The sequence below is a fragment of the Bradyrhizobium sp. SZCCHNR1002 genome (assembly GCF_032381435.1).
GTDB lineage: Bacteria > Pseudomonadota > Alphaproteobacteria > Rhizobiales > Xanthobacteraceae > Bradyrhizobium > Bradyrhizobium aeschynomenes.
This window is the reverse complement of sequence record NZ_JAUHIS010000001.1, coordinates 1,513,608-1,534,465: the sequence shown is the minus strand read 5'-3', so window position 1 is coordinate 1,534,465 and position 20,858 is coordinate 1,513,608. Positions and strand designations below refer to the sequence as shown.

The window sequence follows — 20,858 nt, the reverse complement described above, 5'->3', positions numbered from 1 at the left end:
AGTTGATTCCGGTCTACGCGTTACGGTGCGCGATCGGCATTGATGGTCTTCTGCCTCTGGCGCGGATCACTGCGATGACCGATCATGCCGAGATCCGCAAGACGCAAAGGCCGACATTGAGATCGATGCTCCGAGATTGACGGTGCGGGGGCACCGATCGGTATGTACAATCATGGGAAGTTTAGGTCGGCGCGGCATGAGGCGGTCTTCGCTCAAACAGCGTCGCGGCCATCCGAGCTGAGGCTCTCCGCATGCAGAGTTGTTGATGACGGCGATAGCAGATCTGTTTTCCGGCCCTGTCGGCGTCGAGACCTCCGCGCTTTCGACTGCGGATGGCGAGCTGTTTCCCGAGGAGCGCGCCTTCATTCAGGCCGCAGTGCCCAAACGGCGGGCAGAGTTCACCACGGCCAGGATTCTGGCGCGACGGTCGCTTGCAGCATTCGGTGCGCCACCGGGCCCGCTCGTCCCCGGACCCGATCGGGCGCCGGTCTGGCCATCTGGCTTCACGGGGAGCATTTCCCACTGCGCCAACTACTGCGCCGTCGTCGTGGCACGGCGCCGCGACGTGACGTCTCTTGGCCTGGACGTGGAGGATGTGCGCGAGCTGGACGCGAGCTTGCAGGACCTGGTGCTCACGCCGGCGGAGCGGCAATGGATCGCTGCGCAGCCCGGGGCAATTCGGCCGGTGCTTCCGATCCTGATCTTCAGCGCCAAGGAAGCATACTATAAGTGTCAGTATCCGATCACGCGGGGCTTCCTCGATTTTCAGGACGTCGAGCTCGGGATCGAATGGGCATCGGGCACCTTTGCGGCCCGCGTTCTCAAAACGGGATGGCCGGTCGCGGTCGCCCGCCTGTCGGGTCGGTTCGTTGTCGATCAGGACCGCGTCGCCTGCGGTGTGGCGCTGATGCCGGGCTGAAGCCCTAGACGCTCCCAAGGAGCGATACCGGGGCGGCGCGCGGTTCATCGTCAGCGCCGGGTCTCAGCGAATCTCGTTCGAGTAGTAGTGGCCGGCCGTCGTGGCGCGGTGTTGGCTAAGGATCGCCAGCGCCCCGGTCTGGTCGTAGGCCTCCTCGTTGATGACCAGTACCGCGCCTGGCGCGGACAGGTTGAGAAGCGTTCGGTCCTCCTTGGTTGCGACCTCCGCCGTGACCTTCTCGCGCACGGCGGCGATGCGGATGCCGTAGGTCTCGAGCAAATGGCGATAGATCAGGGCGGGGACCTTCGTCGTCTCGCGCGGAAATTCAGGCACGCGGCTTGCGACCATCGCGATGCGCGAATGCAGCACGGGCGCGCCCGCTACGCGGCGGATGCGATGAAGATGCAGCAGCGGCTCAGTTTCGGCGGTGGCGAACAGCGCGGCTTCGGCGGGCGCGGCGGCCCGTTTTGTCACCGACAGCACCTCCGCCTCCGAGTGCAACAGGCTGCCATCCGCCCCCAACAGGCGGAAATATTGAAAGAAGAAGCTGAGGCCATGTTGCGACGCTCGGCCTGTGACGACGGTCCCCGTCTTGCGCCGGCGCATCAGCATGCCGCCGGCGGTGAGGTCGGCCAACGCGCGGCGAATGGTGCCGACCGCGACGCCATATTGATGGGCGAGCGCGACCTCGCCGGGCAGCACCGTGCCGGGCGCAAGCTCGCCGATCAGGATCGCCTCCGCGATCTGCCGCTTGACATGCTCGTACAGCGGCACGGGCAGGACACCGCTGCCTGCACCCACCCCATCTGCCGCTTTGCTGGCCACAGCTGCCTTTTTCATGGATTTGACAAACGCCGCGTCGTGAATTCTATTTCTATATAGAATATAGGATTTGGCTCGCGGCAAATGATTTCTCAGGACAGGGCGGATCGGGGCGGGGCCAATCTGGCCCACGGCGTGGCGGCGATCGACCGGCTGTCCGCGACCGCCGTCCATGATCTGCAGAGGATGGTGGCGGTCGACACCAGCTTTCCGCCCGGTGCTGGCTACGATGATTTTGCCGATCTCATGGAGCGGCTCGCCGCGCCGCTCGCGCTGGAGTGCGAGCGCATCATCGTTCCGGAGGAGCTGTGGCGGGCACCCGGCGCGTGCGGGCGACGCACCAATCTGATCGCGCGCCGCCGCTCCGGCAGGCCCGTTCTCGGCCTCTATTTTCATGTCGACACCGTGCCCGCTGCTCCCGGCTGGACCACCGATCCGCTGCAGCTGACGTGCGAGGGTGATCGTCTCGTCGGCCTCGGTGCGGCCGACATGAAGGGTTCGATCGCAGCGGCGCTGCTCGCGCTGCGCGCCGCGCAGCAGACCGGCCTGTCGCTTGCTTATGATCCGATGCTGCTGTTGTGCACGGACGAAGAAGCGGGGCTCTATCCCGGCGTGCGCTATCTGGCCGAGCAGGGCCGTCTCGAAGGGCACATCCTCAACTTCAACGGCAGCGCGATGCCGCGGATCTGGGCCGGCTGCTTCGGTCTGTTCACGCTCACGGTGCGCGTTCATGGCAAGCCGGCGCATGCGGGCGAGCAGCGCAGCGCCGGCGCCAACGCGATCGAAGCGGCGCTGCCGATTCTCAATGCCGTCGCTGCCTTGAAGCCGGTGATTGCCCAGCGCACGTCGGCACTGCCGCCGGCGCCGCAGGCGAGCGGGCCGCTCACGGCGAGTCTCGACATTTCCGCCATTCATGGCGGCCGATGCGGCGGACAGATCCCGTCGCTGGTCGAGCTTCTGCTGTGCCGCCGCTATGCGCCGGAAGAGGATTTCATTGGCGCGCGCAGCGAGATCGAAACCGCGATCAAGCAGGCCGCGGGCTCCCTCGACGTCGAGATCATCCTCACCGGACATCTGGCGCCGACCTCCGATCCCGGCGGGCCGCATTGGCCGCGCTGGCAGCAGGCGCTGTCGCTCGGATTCGGCTATGCGCCCGATGACTTCGCACGCTGGGGCGCTTCCGGCTGCTCCGATTTCGGCTGGGTGCAGCAGGCCACCGGACTTCAAGAGGTGCTGCTCACCGGTCTCGGCAAGCCCGACAGCCGCATCCATGCGCCGGGCGAATCGACGACCCTGACCGATATCGTCGCATTGGCGAAATCGGTGCTTGCTTATCTTTCAGTCGAGTTCTGTCCCGAACTCTCTCCCGAAGCCATGACGCTCAAGAAGGACTTCGCCTGATGCCGTCCGTCACCCGTCGCCATTTTCTCGCCGGCACCGCAGTCGCGCTTGCCTTGCCGCGTGTCTCGCTGGCTGCCGAGGCGCCGAAGCGTGGCGGCGTGCTGCGGATCTCGGTCGATCAGGGCGCGGCGGTCATTCATCCGCTGCTCGCGCGCGTCAATCCGGAATATCTCGTCACCGAGCTGCTCTATTCCAACCTCACCCGGTTGAAGCCGGACATGGCGGTGGAGCCCGATCTCGCGCTGTCGTGGGAAGCCGGCGCGGGCCTGACGGAGTGGACGTTCAAGCTGCGTCCGAACGTCAGTTTTCATGACGGCTCGCCGCTGACGGCCGAGGACGTCGTCGCGACCTTCAAGGCGATCCTCGATCCGAAGACCGCCTCGCCTGCGCGCACGAATGTCGGCCCGATCAAGGACGTTGCAGCGATCGATGCCGCGACCGTGAAGTTCACACTGACGGTCGCCTTCGCCGATTTCCCGGTCGCGCTCGCCTATACCAATGCGCGCATCGTCCCGGCGAAGGTGATCGCCGCCGATCTCGGCAGTCTCGCCACCAAGGCCAATGGCTCGGGGCCGTTCAAGCTCGTGTCCTACGAGCCGGACCGCAAGATCGTGGTCGAGCGCAATCCGGCCTATTACGATCCGGCGCGGCCGGCGCTCGATCGCGTCGAGATCCTGGTCTATCCCGATCGCACCGCCGAAGCCTCCGCGCTGATCTCGGGGGATATCGATCTGATGCTGTCGACCACGCCCGGCGAGTATGAGCGACTGGGCAAGGCCACCGGCATCAAGGCGCTGCGGATTCCCTCGGGCCAGTTCCTCAACGTCAACATGGGCTGCGACCAGAAGCCGTTCAACGATGTCCGCGTGCGTCAGGCCCTGGCGCTGACCATCGATCGTGAGGCCATGGCGGGGTTCGTCGCCGGCGGCTACGGCACGCCCGGCAACGACACGCCGCTCAGCCCGGCCTACCGGTTCTACAAGGACAGCAAGCTCAAAAGGCCGGATATCGCCAAGGCGAAGCAGCTGCTGGCCGAGGCGGGCTATCCCTCCGGCATCGACCTGACCATGGTCGCCTCCGACAAGCCGGACACCCGCACGCAGCTCGGCGTCGCGATCCGGGAAATGGCGGCGCCCGCAGGCTTCCGCATCAATGTGCAGACGATGCCGCACGCGACCTATCTCGACCAGGTCTGGAAGAAGGGCAATTTCTACGTCGGCTTCTACAACATGCAGCCCACGGCGGATGCCATCTTCAAGCTGCTCTACACCTCGGATGCCGCCTGGAACGAAACGCGCTGGAACAATGCGCGCTTCGACGAGGTCGTCAATGCCGCGCGCAGCGAGACCGACGATGCCAACCGCGCCGCGCTCTATGCGCGGGCCCAGGCGATGATGAACGAGGAGGTGCCGTCGGTCATCCCGGTGTTCTTCGACATCCTGGCGGCCCAGCGCGCCTATGTCGAGGGCTACACCTTGCATCCGCGTGGATCGGTGTTCCGGCTTGATCTCGTCTCGCTCGGCGCTGGCGCGCCCAAGCGCGCCTGAGACGGGACCTGATCGGTGTCGTTAGCCTGGCTGCTGCGGCGGCTGCTCCTGATGGTCTACACCGTCGTCATCGTCAGCGTGCTGGTGTTCGCCATCACGCAGGCGCTGCCGGCCGATGCCGCGCAGACTCTCCTCGGCGAGAATGCCTCGCCGGAGGCGCTGGCCGCCGTGCGCGTGCGCCTCGGGCTGAACGATCCGGTCTGGCTGCAATTCGCGCACTGGGTGGCACGCGCCGCGACCGGCAATTTTGGCGTCTCGATGCGCACTGGCCTGCCGGTCGCGCCCGAAATGCTGACAGCACTGTCGCGTTCGCTGCTGCTCGCCGCCGGTGCGCTCGTCGTGACCCTCGTGATCGCGGTCCCGCTGGGGATCTTCGCCGCGCTGCGCCAGGGCAGGGCGGCGGATACCTTGACGAGCATCATCGCCTATCTTGGCGTGTCCCTTCCGGAGTTCGTCACCGCAACGGCGCTGGCGCTGCTGCTCACCGACATCCTGCCGTGGCTGCCCGCAACCGGCTACGTTTCGCCGCTGGAGGATTCCGGCCTCGCATTGCGTCACCTGACGTTGCCGATCCTGACCGTTTCGGTCATCCTCATCGCGCACGTCATGCGCATGATGCGCTCGGAGACGCTGGACGTGCTGCAATCCGACTATGTCCGCGCGGCGCGGCTGAGGGGACTGCCGGAGCGAACGGTGCTGGTCCGTCACGTGATGCGCAACGCGCTGCTGCCGGTCATCACCATCGTCGCGCTCGACGTCGGCTATCTGCTCGGCGGCATCATCGTGATCGAGGAGATCTTCGCCATTCCCGGCATCGGTCGCGCGCTGATGATCGCCATCACCACCCGCGATCTGCCGTCGATCCAGGCCGGAGCGATGATCATGGCGGTGACCTACGCGATCACCAATACGCTCGCGGACGTCGTCTACGCGCTGCTCGACCGGCGGATCCGCTATGACTGAGCTGCTCGGCAGGATGATCCGCAAGCCGCAAGGCGCGATCGGCATCGTTCTGCTGGTCGTGCTCGCAGCCATCTGCATCCTCGGGCCGTGGCTGGCACCATACGGACCGGAGAAAATGGACTTCCTCGGCCGTTTCCGCGCGCCGGGCTGGCAGAACCTGTTCGGCGCCGACCAGTTCGGCCGCGACGTGCTCAGCCGCCTGTTGTCCGGGGCGCGTGCGACAGTCCCGATGGCGCTTACTGCGACCTTGGCGGGCAGCGCCATCGGCGCCGTCATCGGCGTCGCATCAGCCTATCTGGGCGGCAAGACCGACGAGCTCATCATGCGGACCAACGACGCGGTCATGGCCATTCCCGGTCTCCTGATGGCCCTGCTGCTGGTCAGCACGCTTGGTAACGGCGCGAGCAATGCCGTCGTCGCGATTGCCATCGCCTTTGCGCCGGGCATGGCACGGGTGACGCGCTCGGTCGCGCTCGCCGTGCGGAACCAGGATTTCGTCAAGGCCGCGGTCGCGCGCGGGGAGGGTGCCGCGCAGATCATCTTCCGCGAGATGCTTCCCAACGTGATGGGGCCAATCGTGATCGAGGCGACGATCCGCGTCTCCTTCGCGGTGATGCTGTTCGCGACCCTCAGCTTTCTCGGCCTCGGCGCGCAGCCACCCGCGTCGGAATGGGGCTTGATGGTCGCCGATGCCCGGCAATACATGCACCGCGCACCGTGGATCCTGATCGCGCCGTCGGCCGCGATCGCGCTGTCGGCCATTGCGTTCAATCTCGTCGGTGATGCCCTGCGCGACGCTCTCAATCCCCGGGACGATCGATGACGGCCGCACTCACGATCACCAACTACGGTTTGGACTATGCGACCGCGGCCGGCGCCGTGGCGGTGCTGCGTGACATCTCGCTGGAGATTGCGCCCGGCGAGGTGCTCGGCCTCGTGGGCGAATCCGGCTCGGGCAAGAGCTCGCTGGCCTGGGCGCTGATGCGGCATCTGCCGGCCAATGCGCGCGAGGTGTCGGGCGCGCTGCGGCTCGGTGACGTCGACCTGCAGGCGCTCGGTCCGAAGCAGCTGAGCGCCTTGCGAGGTCGACGCATCGGCATGGTGTTCCAGGATCCGTCGACGGCGCTGAATCCGACGTTGACCATCGGTCGCCAGATCACCGAGGCCCTGATGCGCCACCGCGAACTGAATGCGCGGGCCGCCAGGGATCTCGCGGTCGAGTTGCTCGGCCATGTCGATCTGCGCAACCCGGCCGCCATCTTGCGGCGCTATCCGCACGAGATCTCCGGCGGCGAGAAGCAGCGCGTGATCATCGCCACCGCGTTCGGCTGCCGGCCTGACGTGATCCTGTTCGACGAGCCGACGACGGCGCTCGACGTCATCACCGGAGCAAGGATCATCGAGCTGTTTGCGCGACTGCGCGCCGAGACGGGCGTGGCAGCGCTCTACATCTCCCATGACCTGGGGATGATGACCCGCGTCGCGGATCGCGTCGCAGTGATCCGGCACGGCCGGGTGGTCGAGCAGGCGAAGGCGTCCGAGATCTTTCGTCGTCCGCAGCACGACTACACGAGGTCCCTGATCGCGGCGGTGCCGCGGCCGGAGCGGAGGCTCGTGCACGACAAACCCGGTGAGGCCGTGCTGCTCGAGGCGCGGGGCATTGACGTCCATTACGGGAGGGCGGGGCTATTCCGCGCAGCTCCGCCGCCGGCGACCAAGGCCGTCGACATCGACATCCGCGCCGGCGAGATTGTGGGCCTGGTCGGCGAGTCCGGCTCGGGCAAATCATCGGTTGCGCGCGCGCTGACCGGGCTCGCGCGCTTTGATGGCGCCATCCGCTTCGATGGCCGAACATTGCATGGGGCTGGCGACATGAGCCCGGCCTATCGTCGCGATGTTCAGATCGTGTTTCAGCACCCCGATTCCTCGCTCAACCCGCGTCATCGCATCGGTGAGATCCTGTCGCGGCCGCTCAAGCTTTATGGCGGCGACGTCGCTTCGGTGCCACGGCTGCTGGAGCAGGTCCGGCTGCCTGCGTCTTATGCGGCGCGCTGGCCGCACCAATTGTCGGGCGGCGAGAAGCAGCGCGTCGCGATCGCGCGCGCCTTCGCGGCGCGTCCACGACTCGTCGTCTGCGACGAGATCACCGCGCCGCTCGACGTCTCCGTGCAGGCCCAGATCATCGAGCTTCTGCTGAAGCTGCGCGCCGAGACCGGCGCGGCCTATCTGTTCATCACCCACGATCTCAATCTGATCCGGCAGATCGCCCACCGCATCGTCGTGATGCGCCGGGGCCAGCTGGTCGACAGCCGTGCCGTCGATGCTTTCGGTGCGGAGGACGTTCACCCCTATACGAGCGAGCTGATGGCGGCTTCGCCGGTGCCGGTCAGCTGACCGCGAGGATTGCAACCCATGGACCGCGACGACCTGCTCGCCCGCATCGACGTTCCCGCAGCGCTCGCGCTGCTGTCGCGCATGGTGCAGCACAAGAGCTATTCGAAGACGGAAGGAGAGAAGCAGCTCGCGAACTTCATGGCCGAGCGCATGCGAGAGATCGGGCTCGACGCCGCCGTCACGCCGTTCGGCGACGAGGGGCGTGTGAATGCCGTCGGGCGCTGGAAGGGTACGGGCGGCGGCAAGAGCCTGCTGTTCAACGGTCACGTCGATACCAACCCGGTGACGGAGGGCTGGACCGTCGATCCCTGGGCAGGGAAGGTCGATGACGCGTTCATCTATGGCATCGGCGTTTCGAACATGAAGGCGGGCGACGCCGCCTATTTCTGCGCGGTCAAGACGCTGATCGAGGCCGGCGTGAAGCTCAGAGGCGACGTGATCCTCACCTATGTCGTCGGTGAGCTGCAGGGCGGCGTCGGCACCTACTCCTTGATCGAGCAGGGGCTGCGCGCGGACTATTTCATCAATTCAGAGCCGACCGATCTCAAGGCGATGACCATGCACGCGGCAGCATTCATGTTCATCATCGAGCTCGTCGGCAATACCCGCCACCTGTCCAAGCGCGAGGAGGCGGTCGATGCCATCAGCGCGGCCTGCGATCTCATCCCGCGCCTCAACGCGATGACCTTCTCCGGCGCTCGGTCGCCCGCGCATGAGGCGATCAACCGGGTGCATGTCGGCGTCGTCCATGGCGCGCTCGGCCGTGAGCTGCACGAGTGGCGGACGCCGCAGGTGGCGGATTTCGTCCGCATCAAGGGCTCCGGCCGCTACGCGCCCGGTCAGACCGAGCAGGGCGCGCTGGCCGACATGCGGCGCGAGCTCGATGCGCTGGAGGCTCGGTTTCCCGGCCTCAAGGCGCATCTGATGTCGGAGGATCGCGCCGGGGTCCCGACGATGCCTCCGTTCGAAGTCGCGCCGGACAGTCCGATCGTCCGGGCCGTCAATGACGCCTATCGTGTCGTGCGCGGCGAGGCGCAGCCGACCGGGCCGGTTGCGCCGAGCTGCTTCTATGGCACCGACGCCGGCCATCTCTATGCCTCGGGCGGGATGGAGGGCATCGTCTGCGGGCCGGGTGGTCGCTACAACACGATGCCGGACGAGCGCGTCGATATTCCCGACTATCTCGACATGATCCGCATCTACATGCTCGCCATTCTCGACATCTGCGGCTGATCGTGCTTCAGGCGGCGGCCGCCTGCTGCTGGAATTCCTCGAAGGCGGCGATCGCATCAGCCGCGTACATCAGCGAGGGCCCACCGCCCATATAGATGGCCATGCCAAGCGTCTCCTCGACCTCCTGGCGTGTCGCGCCGAGGCGGACCAGCGCCTCGGCGTGAAAGCCGATGCAGCCGTCGCAGCGGACGGCGACGCCGATCGCCAGCGCAATCAGCTCCTTGGTCTTCTTGTCGAGCGCGCCGTCCGCGCCGGCGGCTCGCGCCAGCGCGGAAAAGCCCTGCATCACGTCGGGGATGTCCTTGCGCAAGGTCTTCAGATTACCGGACAGATCCTTGCAGATCTCGCTGTACAGCTTGGTCATCATCATCTCCTAGGACATCTTCGTGGTGGGTTTTCCGGGCTCGCGCAGCGCGATGTAGATCGCGGGGATGACGAGCACCGTGAGCAGGGTGGACGACGCAAGGCCGAACAGCAGCGAGATCGCCAGCCCCTGGAAGATCGGATCGAGCAGGATCGTCGCCGCGCCGATCATCGCCGCGAGTGCGGTCAGCAGGATCGGCTTGAAGCGCACCGCGCCGGCCTCCAGCACGACGTCGCGCAAGGTCTTGCCCTCGCCGCCGCTGTGCCGAATGAAGTCGACCAGCAGGATCGAGTTGCGCACGATGATTCCGGCGAGCGCGATGAAGCCGATCATCGACGTCGCCGTGAACGGCGCGCCGAGCAGCCAGTGGCCGAGCAGGATGCCGATCAGGGTCAGCGGGATCGGCGTCAGGATCACCAGCGGCAGCCGGAAGCTCTTGAACTGCGCCACCACCAGCACGTAGATGCCGAGGATGGCCGCGCCAAACGCCGCACCCATGTCGCGGAAGGTCACGTAGGTGATCTCCCATTCGCCGTCCCACAGCAAGGTCGGACGCGACTCGTCCTTGGGCTGGCCATGGAAGCCGATCGCCGGCTTCGGCAGCTTGCCCCAGTCATGCGTGTCGATCCGGTCGGCGACCGCAAGCATGCCATACAGCGGCGCCTCGAAGCGGCCGGCGAGCTCGGCCATCACCATGTCGGCGAAGCGGCCGTCGCGGCGAAAGATCATCGGCGATCCCTCTTCCATCGTCGCCTTCACGACCTGGCCGAGCTCGACGACGGTCTTGCTGCCGGGCAGAGTGTTGGCCGGCACCGGCGTCGAAGCCAGAGCCTGGCTCCAGCTCTTGGTGCGCTTCGGCAGCCGCACCGCGATCTCGATCGGATTGCGGTCCTCGCCGCGGTGCGAGTAGCCGACCGAGACGCCGCCAAACAAGGTCTGGATGGTGTCGTAGACGTCGCGCTGCTCGACCCCGAAGAATTCGAGACTGTCCTGGTCGATCGACAGCCGCAGCCGCGGCCGGCGCTGGCCGATGGAGTCGTCGATGTCGACGATGAAGGGGACGTCGGCGAACACCTTCTTCAGCTCGGTGGTGACGGCCCGCCGGGTCGCGGCATCCGGGCCGTAGATCTCGGCGAGCAAGGTCGCCAGCACCGGCGGGCCGGGCGGCACCTCGACGACCTTGATGCTGGTGCCCGAGGGCACCGAGACCGCCTTCAGCCGCTGCCGCAGGTCGAGCGCGATGTCATGGCTCGCGCGCTTGCGGTCGCCGCGGGCGGCGAGATTGACCTGGAGCTCGCCGAGCTCAGGCCGTTCGCGCAGGTAATAGTGCCGGACGAGGCCGTTGAAGTTGAACGGCGCCGCCGTGCCGGCGTAGCTCTGCACACTCGTAATCTCCGGCAACTGATGCGCGATGTCGGCGGCGGCAAACAGCGTCCGCTCGGTATCCTCCAGGCTGGCGCCTTCGGGCAGATCGACCATCACCGCGATCTCCGACTTGTTGTCGAAGGGCAGCAGCTTGACGGTGACGGACTTGGTCGCGAACAGCGTCATCGACAGCAAGGTGGCGATGCCGACGCCGAGCAGGAAGATCCAGGCGGAGCGCTTGCTGGCGACGATCGGGCGCGCCACGCTGCGATAGATCCGGCCGAGCCGGCCCTCGCCATGTGCGTCATGGCTCGGATCGTGCTGTGCGCCACCCGCGGCGGCGGTCTGCTTCGGCGCGAGGCGCAGCATCAGCCACGGTGCCACGACCATCGCGACGAAGAACGAGAACAGCATCGCGGCCGAGGCGTTGGCCGGGATCGGTGCCATATAAGGGCCCATCAGGCCCGACACGAACAGCATCGGCAGCAGGGCGGCCACCACCGTCAGGGTGGCAACGATGGTCGGGTTGCCGACCTCGGCGACCGCCTCGATGGTCGCCTGCAGGCGCGGACGGCCGTCACGCATGCCCCAATGGCGGGCGATGTTCTCGACCACGACGATGGCGTCGTCGACCAGGATGCCGATCGAGAAGATCAGCGCGAACAGGCTGACGCGGTTGATGGTGTAGCCCATCAAATTCGCGGCGAACATCGTCAGCAGGATCGTGGTCGGGATGACCACGAAGGTGACGAGCGCCTCGCGCCAGCCGATTGCGATCGCGATCAGGACGACGATCGAGATCGTCGCGAGACCGAGATGGAACAACAGCTCATTGGCCTTCTCATTGGCGGTCTCGCCATAGTCGCGCGTCACCGTGACCGCGACGTCACTCGGAATGAGGCTGGTCTTGAGCCCTTCGAGGCGTTGCGCGATGTCGTGCGACACCACGACCGCGTTGGCGCCGGCGCGCTTGGCGAGCGCGAGGCTCACCGCGGGCACGCGGTGCCAGTCGCCCTTGTCGCTGCGGGCGTCGTCCCAGACGCGGTGCTCGGCGAGATTGGGGCCGATCACGACGGTCGCGACATCGCGCACATAGACCGGGCGGCCGTCGCGGGTCGAGATCAACAGGAGCCCGATATCGGGGATGCCCGTCAGAGTCTGCCCGGCCGTGACGTTGCGTACGATGCCGCCGTCGCGGACGTCGCCGGCGAGAAAGGAACGGTTGGCATCCTTCACCTTGGCGACGAGCTGCTGCAAGGTCACGCCGAACAGCGACAGCTTCTCGGGACTGGGCTCGACGCGGATCTGCTGGGCGCCGCCGCCGGAGATGTAGGTCAGGCCGATATTGTCGACCTTGGTCAGCTCGGCCCGCAGCTTGTCGGCGAGCTCGTAGAGGTCCTTGTCGGACCAGCGCTCGGCAGCCTCCGGCTTCGGCGACAGGGTGAGCACGGTGACGGCGACATCGTTGATGCCGCGGCCGACGATCAGCGGCTCGGGGATGCCGACGGGGATGCGGTCGAGATTGGCGCGGAGCTTCTCATGGACGCGCAGGATCGCGTCCTCGAACTTGGTGCCGACCAGGAACCGCGCGGTCACCATGACGCGGTCGTCCTCGGTCTGGCTGTAGACGTGCTCGACGCCGTCGATCGCCTTGACGATCGTCTCCAGCGGCTTCGTGACGAGCTCGACGCCATCAGGCGCACGCAGTCCGTCGGCGTTGACGCGGATGTCGACCATGGGCACGCTGATCTGCGGCTCCTCCTCGCGCGGGATCACGACCACGGCGATGAGGCCGACCACGAGCGAGGCGAGCAGGAACAGCGGCGTCAGCGGCGAGGCGATGGTCGCCTGGGTCAGCTTGCCTGAGAGTCCAAGTTTCACGGCTGCACCAATTGGTCGCCGGCGCGCAGGCCGGACAGGATTTCAAGTCCATCGGGAAGATCGGCGCTCGGCAAAGCGCGGCCGCGCTGCACCGGAACGCTGACTTGCTGCGATCCCTGTTGCAGCTGAACGTAGTCGATGCCGAAGCGGGTGGTGACGTAGCGGCCAGGGATCACATAGGCGTCGCGCTGGCCGCCGGAGATCCACACCCGCAGCCGGTCGCCGACGAAATACTGGCCAAGGCCTTGAACGATCGCGTCCGCGACGACGCGGCCTTCCTCGATTTGCGGATAGACGAGGTCGATCACGCCCCATTTGTCGCCGCTCTCGCCGAACTCGGCGCCGTCGACACGAACCTTGTCGCCTGCCTTCAGGAACAGCGCGTGGCGCTCGGGCACGCGGAGCCGCAGCTTGAAATTCTGCTGGGCCACCGTCACCACGGGATCGCCGGGCAGGACGACCGAACCGACGGTCACGAGCTTCTTCAGCACGCGGCCGTCATCGGGCGCCAGCACCTGGCCTTCACTCATCTGCTGGTTCACCACGGCGCGCTCGGCGGTCTTGGCGCGCAGCGAATTCTCGGCGACGTTCAGCGCAGTGCGCGTCTCGTCGAGCTTGACCCGGGGCAGGGTGCCGCGCTCGACGAGGCCCTCGGTCCGCGTGAAGTCGATCTGCGCCTGGTTGGCCTGCGCCTGCAGCGCCTCGATCTGGGCGTCGAGCGACTTGAGCTGAAGTGCGAGCTTCTCGTCGCCGATCAGCGCGATCGGCTGGCCACGCTTGACCGGGTCGCCTTCGCGCACCGAGAGCTGAGCGATCGTGCCGCCGATGCGGCCGCGCGCCGGGACCACGCTGACGCTTTCCACGGTCGCGAACACCGCCTTCTCGTCGGCGACCTGACGCGGGGTCACCGTCAGCGTTTCGGCAAGGGCCGGCGTGGCCTGCGAGCTCAGCTGGCAGGCCATCGCGGCGATCAAGGTCAGGAGCGATAATCTGCGCATCAGCCTCATCCTGTTCGTTTTGAGTCAAATCGTGTGGTCGGGCGAAACGGGCGGTCCAGACATCCCACCGGGATGCGGGTTCCCACTTGATGCTGGTCAAGTCGGCGGTTGGGCGCCGTCATAGTCTCGGCACAGGTTTCGGCGGCGGCGTTGCGCAATAGACCTGATAGAGCGTCTTAAGGACCTCGCGGGCCGGCTCGCTGGCGATCGAGTAGTAGATGGTTTGCCCGTCGCGCCGGGCGGTCACCAGACCATCCTTGCGCAGCAGCGCGAGGTGCTGCGAGACGGTCGAGTCGCGCAGGCCGAGGAATGCCGCCAGTTCGCCGACCGACCGTTCATTGTCGACCAGCTGGCAGATGATCAGGAGCCGATGCCGGTTCGACAGCGCCTTCAGGAGGTCACTGGCCTGGTCGGCCGCCACTTCCATGATGTCAGCATCAAATTTCATAGTTGCGTATATACAGATATTCGAATATATAGTCAAGGCCGGCCGGGAGGTTGCGGCTCAAGCGAAACAAGAACGAAGCAAGGCGATGGAGGACCCAAATGGCGGACGTTGTCGTGATCGGAGCGGGGCTGAGCGGCTCCCTGATGGCTTATGAATTGCTGCCCCAGATGCGAAAGGAGGATCGCGTGACCGTCATCTCGCAGGGGTCCTCGTATCATTTCGTGCCCTCCAACCCGTGGGTTGCCGTGGGCTGGCGCAAGCGCGACGAGATCGAGATCGATCTGGTCGACGTCATGCAGCGCAAGGGCATCCGCCTGCTGACCCAGGGCGCCAAGCGCGTGCACCCGGACGACAACCAGGTCGAGCTGACGGACGGCACCATGGTCGCCTATGATTATCTTGTCGTCGCCACCGGGCCCGAGCTCGCCTTCGACGAGATTCCAGGTCTCGGCCCGGACGGCCATACCCAGTCGGTGTGCCACGTCGATCACGCCGCGCATGCCAAGGCGGCGTTCGACAAGCTGGCCGAGAAACCGGGGCCGGTCATCGTCGGCGCGGTGCAGGGCGCGTCCTGCTTCGGGCCGGCCTATGAATTCCTCTTCATTCTCGAGACCGAACTGCGCCGCCGCAAGATGCGCGACCAGGTACCGATGACCTTCGTGACCTCCGAGCCCTATATCGGCCATCTCGGCCTCGACGGCGTGGGCGACACCAAGGGGCTGCTCGAAAGCGAGATGCGCGAGAAGCACGTCAAGTGGATCACCAGCGCGCGCGTCACCAAGGTCGAGGACGGGCGGATGTTCGTGGAGGAGGTGGCCGAGGACGGCTCGGTGCGCAAGACGCATGAGCTGCCGTTCGCCTATTCGATGATGCTGCCGGCGTTCCGCGGCGTCGGCGCCGTCAGGGGCATCGACAAGCTCACCAATCCGCGCGGCTTCGTCGTCGTCGACAAGCATCAGCGCAACCCGGCCTATCCCAACGTCTTCGCCATCGGCGTCTGCGTCGCGATCCCGCCGATCGGGCCGACGCCGGTGCCGGTCGGCGTGCCCAAGACCGGCTTCATGATCGAGTCGATGGTCACCGCGACTGCCATGAACATCGGCGCGCTGCTGCGCGGGCAGGAGCCCAAGACGCAGCCGACCTGGAATGCGATCTGCCTTGCGGACTTCGGCGATTCCGGCGTCGCGTTCCTGGCGCAGCCGCAGATTCCGCCGCGCAACGTCAACTGGTCGTCGAAGGGCGAGTGGGTGCATTACGCCAAGGTCGCCTTCGAGAAGTATTTCCTGCGCAAGATGAGGCGCGGCACGCCTGAGCCGTTCTACGAGAAATTCCTGCTCGACCGGCTCAACATCGCAAAGATCAAGGAAGTCAGGACGGGCACATGAGCGAGACCTTTCAGCTGGTGTGCGGCCAGTGCGGGCAGATCAACCGACTGCCCGCGGGCCGGGCGCCGACCCAGGGCAAATGCGGCAAATGCCACGCACCGCTGTTCTCCGGTCACCCGATCGAGGTCGACCAGGCTGCGTTCGAACGCCATGTGGCGCATAGCGATCTGCCGCTGCTGGTCGACGTCTGGGCGCCGTGGTGCGGCCCCTGCCGCGCGATGGCGCCGATGTTTGCGCGCGCTGCGCAAGAGTTGGAGCCGCACGTGCAGCTTCTCAAGCTGAACTCCGACGAGGCGCCGGACGTCTCGGCGAAGTTCGGCATCTCCGGAATTCCCACTCTTCTGCTGCTGCAGAAGGGACGGGAGCTCCAGCGGATTTCGGGTGCGATGGACTCGCAACGAATCGTCGCCTGGACACGATCCGGCCTGCGGCAGTGATGCCATGGCGCCGGCTTGATTACGCTCAAATGCAACCATGAGGGACTATGCCATGAACGTCGACAAAGCAGTTCTCACCTTCGCAGGATTCGTCGTCCTTCTCAGCCTCGCGCTCGGCTGGTACGTCAGTCCGTATTGGTTCCTGCTTGCCGCCTTTGCGGGCGTGAACATGATCCAGGCCTCGTTCACCGGCTTCTGTCCGGCCGCCATCGTGTTCAAGAAGCTGGGGCTGCGCAGCGGCAACGCGTTCTCTTGAGCCGCTCGGACGAAGGATGGGCGAGATGAAGATGAAGCGAGGATCTCATGGCTGACTCGGACGAAACCTACATCGTCGGTCCGCTCTACAAGGCGCGCGACAAGGTCTATCCGGCAGCCGTGCACGGCCGCTTTCGCCGCATCAAATGGACGATCCTCTGCATCACGCTCGGCATCTACTATCTGCTGCCCTTCGTGCGCTGGGACCGCGGTCCCGGCATGCCGAACCAGGCGGTGCTGGTCGATTTCCCGCACCGTCGGTTCTATTTCTTCTTCATCGAGCTGTGGCCGCAGGAGGTCTATTACTTCACTGGCCTCCTGATCATTGCGGCGGTCGCCCTGTTCCTGATGAACGCGGTGGCCGGCCGGCTGTGGTGCGGCTATCTCTGTCCGCAGACGGTGTGGACCGATTTGTTCTACGCCGTCGAGCGCTGGGTCGAGGGCGACCGGCGCGAGCGCATGCTCAGCGACAAGCGCGGCTGGACCTTCACCCACATTCGTCAGGTCGCGCTCAAGCACTTCCTCTGGATCATGATCGGCTGGTGGACCGGCGGCGCCTGGGTGCTGTATTTCGACGATGCGCCGACCCTGGTGAAGGACCTCGCCACCTTCCAGGCGCCGTTCACGGCCTATCTCTGGATCGGCATCCTGACCGCGACGACCTACGTGTTCGCCGGCCACGCCCGCGAGCAGGTCTGCATCTACATGTGCCCGTGGCCACGGATCCAGGCGGCGCTGACCGACGAATGGGCGCTCAATGTCACCTACAAGGGCGACCGCGGCGAGCCGCGGATGTCGGTCAAGAAGGCTGAGGCGGCGCGGTTGCAGGGGGCACCGGCCGGCGATTGCGTCGATTGCCACCAATGCGTCAACGTCTGCCCGACCGGCGTCGACATCCGCCACGGCATCCAGCTCGGCTGCATCCAGTGCAGCCTGTGCATCGACGCCTGCGACAGCGTCATGACCCAGATCGGCCGGCCGACCGGCCTGATCGGCTACGACACCGACATCAACGTCCAGCGCCGGAAAGAGGGCAAGCCCGAAATCTACCGGATCATCCGGCCGCGCACGATCATCTATGCGAGCTTCATCGCCATCGTCGGCGGCATCATGCTGTACTCGCTGGCGACGCGGGGCACGATGGGCATCAACGTCCTGCATGAGCGCAATCCGTTGTTCGTGCAGCTGTCGGATGGCGGCGTGCGCAACGACTACACGGTCCGCCTGCTCAACAAGCGTGGTGCGCGGGACTTCGTCCTCGACGTCGTCGGCCTGCCGAACGCCAAGGTGACGGTGGCCGGCGAGACGCGCGAGCAGGATGGCCGCATGATCATCGACGTCGGTCAGGATCAGACCCGCGAAATTCGCATGTCGATCGAGGCCAAGGGAGCCGATCTCCCCGCCATGCCGGTCGACATCGAGATCAAGATCACCGATCCGGCCACCGGCACGTCGGTGAGCAAGCATGATCATTTCGTACCGCCGACGCGATAGCACGGCCACCGCGCGGGTCACCGCGGCAGGGCCGTTGCGCCGGCGACGTCGGTAGCTGATGCCAAAGAGGGAGGGGCAGCCGCTCCTCCCTCTTTTCATTTGTCCAGTCCGGTTGTTCCAAATCAATGATGCGCGCGCACGGCAGGCAGAGCATCGTCATGTCAAGGGATCGATGTTGTTCCGAATGACGGAGAATGACAGATGTTCAAGGTCGCAGTTCTCATCTGGGTCATGCTGGGCACCGTGCTGGCAGGTAGTGCAGTCACGGCGCTGTTGACGGTGCAGGGGCTGGTGGCGAGCCCGATGAAGGACCTGCCGCTGGCAGCGCTGGCCGGCTTCATCGTCGCGATGCCGCTGTCCTACTTCGTTGCGGCGAAGATCAGCCGCAACGGACGCCGCACCGCCTGACAGGCGCGAGCCGGACAAAGAGGCGTTCACGGGGTCAAACAGCGTATCGACGGAATGCGCGGGAGCGGGACGTCATGAACCGTTCCCGCGGCGCGGATGCGCCCGGGCGGCTCCAGTCCGTTCCGCCCTCTCGAAAGAAGAGGGCGCGGGGAATGCCGGGCGCTGGCCGCACCCATGGCCCGCCTGCAGAAAAAAAGCAGGCGGCAGTCCCACAGGTTCAGCCGAGGCATCCCGGCATTCCCCGCGCGATGGTCTTCACGCTTATCTCGCGCTCTCCTCGGTGTACCGGCTCGTTAGCCACCGTCGCCCGAGGGGATCATCATCACCCCAGAGGCTTGGCGCCAGCATCGGGGCGCCAGGACCACGCGTCTTCACGTCCGCCACCAGCTGTTCGTCCGCGCGCATCAGAGCACGCTGCAGCATGATCGCGGCCACCGCATCCCACCCCGCGTGTCGTGACGATCGCGATACGTCCCTCTTGCCGGGGCGGGACAGGCGCACTCAACCACAAATTCCGAAAAAAAGAAACCGAAAAGTCGCGCATGGCGCGGTGACGGCTGCGATCCTCTTGGAACAGCGTGCGAAATGAGTGTTTCGGAAGGGCGGGGCCCGATGCGAGTGCCGGTCAGGGTGCGGAACGGACGTCTCGTCGTCGCGAGGTGAGTCGCCCGACGGGCAGCGGGTCGCACGGCTCCAATCGGCGGTGTGGCCGACGTTGTTCCATTATCGGGGAACCGGCTCGGCCCTGAGCGGCGCATCTCCTGGTTGTCCGGGCCGCGCAGCCGCGTTAGGTTGCGGGTGATTATTACGGGCAGGGAGCTGCCCGGCCATTCGTATTGATAGTTGAACCCGGATGTCCGGGCATCGTTCGTACAAATGAGATCCTGCTAAGAGATGATGTGGATTTTCCGATTGCTCCGTTCGTCAAGTGCGTCGCCATGTGCCCGGCCCGGAATGGCGAGGGTCGGGTCGCAACGGTGGAGCCGGGCTGAACGGCGTTGCGCGTTGTCCCGGCCCATGTTGCAAGGCGCCGGCGGAGCACCCCCATGAAGGTTGCCTTCGTTCACACGCCGATGCCGCGGGTGATCGTGCCGGAACGGCGGCCCTATTGGCAGGCATTCGATACCCGCTACCACGCAGCGCATCCGAACCTGCGTCCCATGCGCAAGGTGATGTGGGAACTGCCACACTGGATGCATTGGCTCGGAGGCGTGCTGCGTGCATGCGGGTACCTGGATCAGGTCGCGATCGACTTCTACACGGACGGCTGCGAGTTGTCGGGAATCGATGAGGAGGCAACGGCCCGCATGCTGCGCGAGGTGCCCGCCGATATCTTCCTGTTCTCGCCGATGGCGCCCAATCTGCGCTACTCATTGCAGATCGCAGGTCTCGCCAAGCAGCTTCATTCGCGGTGCCGCACGGTCTTCGGCGGCGTCGCAGCAACGCCGCTGGCCGAGCAGGTGGCCGCCGAGCCTGCGGTGGATTTCGTCATTGCCGGCCGCGGTGAGCAGGCGCTGCCGGCGCTGCTCGACAGCCTGAGCGGACGGTTGCCGCTCGACGAGGTCGGGCATCTGGTGCGGCGGCTGGATGACGGACGGATCGTCAGGACGGCGAGGACCTATCCCTGGCTGCCGGTCGGAGCTATCCCGATGCCGGTTGTCGAGCTGTTTCCGGCCGAGGCCGGCGAGTGCCTGCGCTACATCCGGTTGGTGAGGGCGCTGGGCTGCCCCTTCGAATGTCCGTTCTGCACGATCCAGACCATCGGCCGCAGCGCCGACAGTTTCACCATCGACCGCGTGCTCGCCGAGCTCGATGCCTATCGCGATCACTATGGCCGCCACCATCACGTTTATTTCGGCGACGAGACCTTCACCATGCATCCGAAACGGACGTTGGAATTCTGCGCGGCCTTGGAGGCGCGGGGCGACGTTACCTACGACATCCAGACCCGCCCCGACCTGTTGACCGATGCGCCCCTGCTCGACGGCCTGCGGCGCAGCGGGTGCGCCTGGATCGAGATCGGGATCGAGGCGCTGCGCGGTGCGGACCATCGCGTCCTGAAAGGTGGCCGCGGCGCCTCGGAGTTCACCGATACATTGAAGCGGGTCCGGGATGCCGGGCTCAATGCCTGCTCGTTCCTGATCAACGGACTGCCGACGCAGACCCTCGACGACATGCGCAGATCGATCGACGACGTCTGCGAGCTGATCGGGCGCCGGCTGCTGTTTGCGTCCTACATCTTCGGCATGGTGCCGTATCCCGGCAGCCAGTACCATGCCGAGCCCGACCGCTTCGGTATCGAGCTGCTGCACCGCGACTACCATCTCTATCACGAGGAGCTGCCGCCGGTGTACAGGACGGCGCATGCCGGGCCGGACGCGATGCACCGCGTGCTTCAGGATGGCGTCATGGCGCTTGGAGAAGCGATGACGCTGAGCGAGGATCAGTGGCCGGATCATATGGCAGGGATGCCCAGGGATGGGTACGGAACGTTCTGGAATCTGCCTCACTCGTAGCGGGGGTCGAAACCACGTGCGATGTCGG

The 20,858-nt window shown here is 65.9% G+C and carries 18 protein-coding genes; 13 read left to right on the top strand and 5 right to left on the bottom strand.

Annotated elements, in window-relative coordinates:
• The first annotated feature begins 265 nt into the window (after positions 1-265).
• Positions 266-919, top strand: a complete 654-nt coding sequence (locus QX108_RS06875; protein ID WP_315780570.1) for a 4'-phosphopantetheinyl transferase — start codon at positions 266-268, stop codon at positions 917-919.
• 63 nt (positions 920-982) lie between these two features.
• Here the strand turns inward: QX108_RS06875 and QX108_RS06870 are convergent, their stop codons facing one another.
• Positions 983-1,759, bottom strand: a complete 777-nt coding sequence (locus QX108_RS06870; protein ID WP_315726219.1) for a GntR family transcriptional regulator — start codon at positions 1,757-1,759, stop codon at positions 983-985.
• Between the two features lie 66 nt (positions 1,760-1,825).
• On the opposite strand from QX108_RS06870, the gene QX108_RS06865 reads away from it, so the two are divergent.
• Genes QX108_RS06865 through QX108_RS06840 form a run of 6 tightly spaced genes read left to right on the top strand, consistent with a single transcriptional unit; the run spans position 1,826 to position 9,279 of the window.
• Positions 1,826-3,142 carry a M20 family metallopeptidase gene (locus QX108_RS06865; RefSeq protein WP_315780257.1) on the top strand — a complete coding sequence of 439 codons (1,317 nt, stop codon included), beginning with the start codon at positions 1,826-1,828 and terminating at the stop codon, positions 3,140-3,142.
• A complete protein-coding gene (locus QX108_RS06860; RefSeq protein ID WP_315780259.1) occupies positions 3,142-4,689 on the top strand; it encodes an ABC transporter substrate-binding protein in 1,548 nt (515 codons plus the stop codon). The genes QX108_RS06865 and QX108_RS06860 overlap by 1 nt, the downstream gene beginning before the upstream one ends.
• Before the next feature lie 15 nt (positions 4,690-4,704).
• Positions 4,705-5,652, top strand: a complete 948-nt coding sequence (locus QX108_RS06855) for an ABC transporter permease (RefSeq protein WP_315780261.1) — start codon at positions 4,705-4,707, stop codon at positions 5,650-5,652.
• Positions 5,645-6,475, top strand: coding sequence for an ABC transporter permease (locus QX108_RS06850; RefSeq protein WP_315720667.1), 831 nt, complete (start codon positions 5,645-5,647; stop codon positions 6,473-6,475). The genes QX108_RS06855 and QX108_RS06850 overlap by 8 nt, the downstream gene beginning before the upstream one ends.
• On the top strand, positions 6,472-8,046 hold the full coding sequence (gene nikE, locus QX108_RS06845) for an ABC transporter ATP-binding protein (protein ID WP_315780263.1): 1,575 nt from the start codon (positions 6,472-6,474) through the stop codon (positions 8,044-8,046). Before QX108_RS06850 ends, nikE begins: the two co-directional genes overlap by 4 nt.
• 18 nt (positions 8,047-8,064) lie before the next feature.
• Positions 8,065-9,279 carry a M20 family metallopeptidase gene (locus tag QX108_RS06840; RefSeq protein ID WP_315780265.1) on the top strand — a complete coding sequence of 405 codons (1,215 nt, stop codon included), beginning with the start codon at positions 8,065-8,067 and terminating at the stop codon, positions 9,277-9,279.
• A 7-nt stretch (positions 9,280-9,286) separates the two neighbouring features.
• Here QX108_RS06840 and QX108_RS06835 read toward each other — a convergent pair whose 3' ends face one another.
• From QX108_RS06835 to QX108_RS06820, 4 genes are all read right to left on the bottom strand, one after another.
• Positions 9,287-9,643 (bottom strand): carboxymuconolactone decarboxylase family protein, encoded by a 357-nt coding sequence (locus tag QX108_RS06835; RefSeq protein WP_315780267.1) that lies wholly within the window; start codon positions 9,641-9,643, stop codon positions 9,287-9,289.
• Between the two features lie 9 nt (positions 9,644-9,652).
• Positions 9,653-12,889, bottom strand: a complete 3,237-nt coding sequence (locus QX108_RS06830; RefSeq protein ID WP_315780269.1) for an efflux RND transporter permease subunit — start codon at positions 12,887-12,889, stop codon at positions 9,653-9,655.
• On the bottom strand, positions 12,886-13,887 hold the full coding sequence (locus QX108_RS06825; protein ID WP_315720662.1) for an efflux RND transporter periplasmic adaptor subunit: 1,002 nt from the start codon (positions 13,885-13,887) through the stop codon (positions 12,886-12,888). Before QX108_RS06825 ends, QX108_RS06830 begins: the two co-directional genes overlap by 4 nt.
• Positions 13,888-14,005: 118 nt before the next feature.
• Entirely contained in the window at positions 14,006-14,314 is a 309-nt protein-coding gene (locus QX108_RS06820; protein ID WP_315720661.1) for a metalloregulator ArsR/SmtB family transcription factor, read from the bottom strand.
• A 119-nt stretch (positions 14,315-14,433) separates the two neighbouring features.
• Between QX108_RS06820 and QX108_RS06815 the strand changes: the two genes are divergently transcribed.
• From QX108_RS06815 to QX108_RS06790, 6 genes are all read left to right on the top strand, one after another.
• Entirely contained in the window at positions 14,434-15,720 is a 1,287-nt protein-coding gene (locus tag QX108_RS06815; protein WP_315780271.1) for an FAD/NAD(P)-binding oxidoreductase, read from the top strand.
• Positions 15,717-16,157, top strand: coding sequence for a thioredoxin TrxC (gene trxC / locus QX108_RS06810; protein ID WP_315720659.1), 441 nt, complete (start codon positions 15,717-15,719; stop codon positions 16,155-16,157). The genes QX108_RS06815 and trxC overlap by 4 nt, the downstream gene beginning before the upstream one ends.
• Before the next feature lie 52 nt (positions 16,158-16,209).
• Positions 16,210-16,413 (top strand): DUF2892 domain-containing protein, encoded by a 204-nt coding sequence (locus QX108_RS06805; RefSeq protein ID WP_172183741.1) that lies wholly within the window; start codon positions 16,210-16,212, stop codon positions 16,411-16,413.
• Between the two features lie 47 nt (positions 16,414-16,460).
• Positions 16,461-17,906 carry a cytochrome c oxidase accessory protein CcoG gene (gene ccoG / locus QX108_RS06800; protein ID WP_315780274.1) on the top strand — a complete coding sequence of 482 codons (1,446 nt, stop codon included), beginning with the start codon at positions 16,461-16,463 and terminating at the stop codon, positions 17,904-17,906.
• A gap of 201 nt (positions 17,907-18,107) precedes the next feature.
• Positions 18,108-18,314: a hypothetical protein gene (locus tag QX108_RS06795; protein WP_172115248.1), complete on the top strand. Its 207-nt coding sequence runs from the start codon at positions 18,108-18,110 to the stop codon at positions 18,312-18,314.
• Positions 18,315-19,360: 1,046 nt separating this feature from the next.
• Positions 19,361-20,830 carry a B12-binding domain-containing radical SAM protein gene (locus tag QX108_RS06790; protein ID WP_315780276.1) on the top strand — a complete coding sequence of 490 codons (1,470 nt, stop codon included), beginning with the start codon at positions 19,361-19,363 and terminating at the stop codon, positions 20,828-20,830.
• Positions 20,831-20,858: the final 28 nt, after the last annotated feature.

What these genes read in the sequence shown, in the direction of transcription:
- QX108_RS06865 (WP_315780257.1), top strand. Translation starts at nt 1,826, where the DNA reads ATGATTTCTCAGGACAGGGCGGATCGGGGCGGGGCCAATCTGGCCCAC.
- QX108_RS06825 (WP_315720662.1), bottom strand. Translation starts at nt 13,887, where the DNA reads ATGCGCAGATTATCGCTCCTGACCTTGATCGCCGCGATGGCCTGCCAG.
- QX108_RS06790 (WP_315780276.1), top strand. Translation starts at nt 19,361, where the DNA reads ATGAAGGTTGCCTTCGTTCACACGCCGATGCCGCGGGTGATCGTGCCG.
- QX108_RS06875 (WP_315780570.1), top strand. Translation starts at nt 266, where the DNA reads ATGACGGCGATAGCAGATCTGTTTTCCGGCCCTGTCGGCGTCGAGACC.
- QX108_RS06860 (WP_315780259.1), top strand. Translation starts at nt 3,142, where the DNA reads ATGCCGTCCGTCACCCGTCGCCATTTTCTCGCCGGCACCGCAGTCGCG.
- QX108_RS06815 (WP_315780271.1), top strand. Translation starts at nt 14,434, where the DNA reads ATGGCGGACGTTGTCGTGATCGGAGCGGGGCTGAGCGGCTCCCTGATG.
- QX108_RS06870 (WP_315726219.1), bottom strand. Translation starts at nt 1,759, where the DNA reads ATGAAAAAGGCAGCTGTGGCCAGCAAAGCGGCAGATGGGGTGGGTGCA.
- QX108_RS06820 (WP_315720661.1), bottom strand. Translation starts at nt 14,314, where the DNA reads ATGGAAGTGGCGGCCGACCAGGCCAGTGACCTCCTGAAGGCGCTGTCG.
- QX108_RS06840 (WP_315780265.1), top strand. Translation starts at nt 8,065, where the DNA reads ATGGACCGCGACGACCTGCTCGCCCGCATCGACGTTCCCGCAGCGCTC.
- QX108_RS06850 (WP_315720667.1), top strand. Translation starts at nt 5,645, where the DNA reads ATGACTGAGCTGCTCGGCAGGATGATCCGCAAGCCGCAAGGCGCGATC.
- QX108_RS06835 (WP_315780267.1), bottom strand. Translation starts at nt 9,643, where the DNA reads ATGACCAAGCTGTACAGCGAGATCTGCAAGGATCTGTCCGGTAATCTG.
- nikE (WP_315780263.1), top strand. Translation starts at nt 6,472, where the DNA reads ATGACGGCCGCACTCACGATCACCAACTACGGTTTGGACTATGCGACC.
- ccoG (WP_315780274.1), top strand. Translation starts at nt 16,461, where the DNA reads ATGGCTGACTCGGACGAAACCTACATCGTCGGTCCGCTCTACAAGGCG.
- QX108_RS06795 (WP_172115248.1), top strand. Translation starts at nt 18,108, where the DNA reads ATGTTCAAGGTCGCAGTTCTCATCTGGGTCATGCTGGGCACCGTGCTG.
- QX108_RS06805 (WP_172183741.1), top strand. Translation starts at nt 16,210, where the DNA reads ATGAACGTCGACAAAGCAGTTCTCACCTTCGCAGGATTCGTCGTCCTT.
- trxC (WP_315720659.1), top strand. Translation starts at nt 15,717, where the DNA reads ATGAGCGAGACCTTTCAGCTGGTGTGCGGCCAGTGCGGGCAGATCAAC.